This window comes from Hutsoniella sourekii ATCC 700629, assembly GCF_000518205.1.
Taxonomy (GTDB): domain Bacteria; phylum Bacillota; class Bacilli; order Lactobacillales; family Aerococcaceae; genus Hutsoniella; species Hutsoniella sourekii.
Genome location: NZ_JADD01000050.1, coordinates 1 through 1,882, shown reverse-complemented (window position 1 = coordinate 1,882; position 1,882 = coordinate 1). Strand labels below are relative to the sequence as shown.

The 1,882-nt window shown below is 37.0% G+C and carries 3 protein-coding genes and 1 pseudogene; all 4 read right to left on the bottom strand.

Annotated features, from left to right (window positions below; genetic code table 11):
* Positions 1–231: 231 nt before the first annotated feature.
* Positions 232–612: a DUF7698 family protein gene (locus T408_RS0109020; protein ID WP_028119625.1), complete on the bottom strand. Its 381-nt coding sequence runs from the start codon at positions 610–612 to the stop codon at positions 232–234.
* An 82-nt stretch (positions 613–694) separates the two neighbouring features.
* Positions 695–910, bottom strand: coding sequence for a DUF4314 domain-containing protein (locus T408_RS0109015; protein WP_028119624.1), 216 nt, complete (start codon positions 908–910; stop codon positions 695–697).
* Between the two features lie 59 nt (positions 911–969).
* A complete protein-coding gene (locus T408_RS0109010; RefSeq protein ID WP_028119623.1) occupies positions 970–1,485 on the bottom strand; it encodes a hypothetical protein in 516 nt (171 codons plus the stop codon).
* 57 nt (positions 1,486–1,542) lie between these two features.
* Positions 1,543–1,882, bottom strand: a pseudogene (locus T408_RS12155) (DNA (cytosine-5-)-methyltransferase); the annotation flags it as partial.

Genomic DNA, 1,882 nt, shown 5'->3' with positions numbered 1-1,882 from the left:
GTCCTTTAGTGTGTGTTAATGCTTCAATGAAATTAACTGCAAAGTCCGCGCTATCTTGGTCGTAGTAAGAATCATCTGCCATAAACTGTGATGGTTCATAATTCTTTAACTTTCGAATGATTCTCACCTCCCTAATTTTGTGCAAAAAAATAACCACTTGGTCAGTGGTGTACGAGAAAAAGAGCTTTCGCTCCTTTTTGTATAAAGTAATTTGTGATTTTAAGGTGGATTTTAACTTTGAACTTCTACTTTCTTGAGAAGGATTGCCTTCTTAATTTCTGGTACTTCTCCTCGAGAATTGTAGTTATAAATCATGTTTCCAGTTTCAAGTTCTAGCATGCCTTCAATTTTATATCCTCTTTGGTTAAATTCCCATAAATTCTTCATTAAGGCGGTTGAGTGGTCTGTTATCGTAAATTCCTCAATGCCAAATTCTTCAAGGCTTTCTACAATTTCCTCAATCGAACCTTCTCTTAATATGTCGTTGAAGTTTAGTTTCTGAAGCTTGCCCCTTTGCGTAAGCATATAGGCACTTAAAAAGTCAATTGGGTATCCTTGGTTTCTCCAGTCTAGTAATTCGATGATAGCGTCTAGTTTTTTAATATTTTTCATGGTTAGGTTCCTCCTTTTTTTACTGTGTCCATATTCCCGTACAAACACATCAATAGCAAGGTTTACCAACCTGTTAGACGCTTCAATCTTTAATTAACTCTACTTCATCCACTTGGTCAATCACATTAAGTGAAGAACCATTATCCCAGTTGACTAATAGAGAGCCTATGTCATCCACGCCAATAATGGTTCCTTTCGTCCCCAAAGGCGGAGCTTGTAAGTCATCCATTTTAATCAGACGAATCCGACTCCCAATTGGATACTTCTTTTTTAATTGAGCAATACGTCCCTTTAGCATTTTAATCACCTCCAGGACTATATATCACTCAAGAGTGACTATAAATCAAGTCATAGGAGCTATTCATTTACTAATCGATACATTGAATTTCCAATGGATAACACTCTGGCATAGTATTGTTGTTTAACGAAAGTCTCTTGATGTCGAACCATAAACTCTTCTCGCATGTTGTCTTGTGTCCGAGCTGGTCTAAATTGACTTCTAGGCTTCTCATTTTCAAAGACATAACGGTCGCCTAAAAGATAATCATCACTATTCAACATGTAATTCACAACCTGTGCGTAGTAATCTGGTGTGTTCTCAAATTGTTGCCATTGCTTTTTAAGTGACACTTCAGTATTTTGAGATGCCTTTTTGTAAAACATGCTGTAAACAAATTGAGCTAAGTCATCATCACTAGTCATTGCCCATTTAAGGGGAATATAAGCGTAAGGTTCACTTTCTATTTCTTCTCTTAATGAATCAAAATGCGAAGTACCACCAAAAATAATGTTTATCATCTTTGATTGATTCGGTTGAGTGAAGACATATTTTGTCAATGAGTTGGATACCATACTTAAAACTTCATTATTCATTCAGTTATCCCCCAAGTTTTATCGTTAATCCCATATTAGAATTGTAATTCTTCTATATCAAGTATTTTCAACGATTCCTTGTAAGATAAATATCACGCAGGGTAAAGCTACCCCATTGCCCCATAATTTATACTCAACAGAATCTGTGTGGGGCTTGGCTAACCATTTCCGTATTTGTTTTTCTGTCTTCGATCGCTTGAGTCCTCTTACTCGTTTGTCCGTTTCAAAGACTTGTTGCCAAAAATTTAGTTCTTCAGGACTAGGATTTATTTCTTCCAAATCATCACACCAACCATCCGAAAACCCTTGTAATCTTCCACACTCTTGCGGTGTAAGCCGCCTAACTTGAGGCTGATTGACGACAGGCGGGTCCTTATAATCACAAGCGACTAAGGGG

Coding starts and splice junctions, on each gene's coding strand:
- T408_RS0109020 (WP_028119625.1), bottom strand. CDS start 612: ATGAAAAATATTAAAAAACTAGACGCTATCATCGAATTACTAGACTGG.
- T408_RS0109015 (WP_028119624.1), bottom strand. CDS start 910: ATGCTAAAGGGACGTATTGCTCAATTAAAAAAGAAGTATCCAATTGGG.
- T408_RS0109010 (WP_028119623.1), bottom strand. CDS start 1,485: ATGAATAATGAAGTTTTAAGTATGGTATCCAACTCATTGACAAAATAT.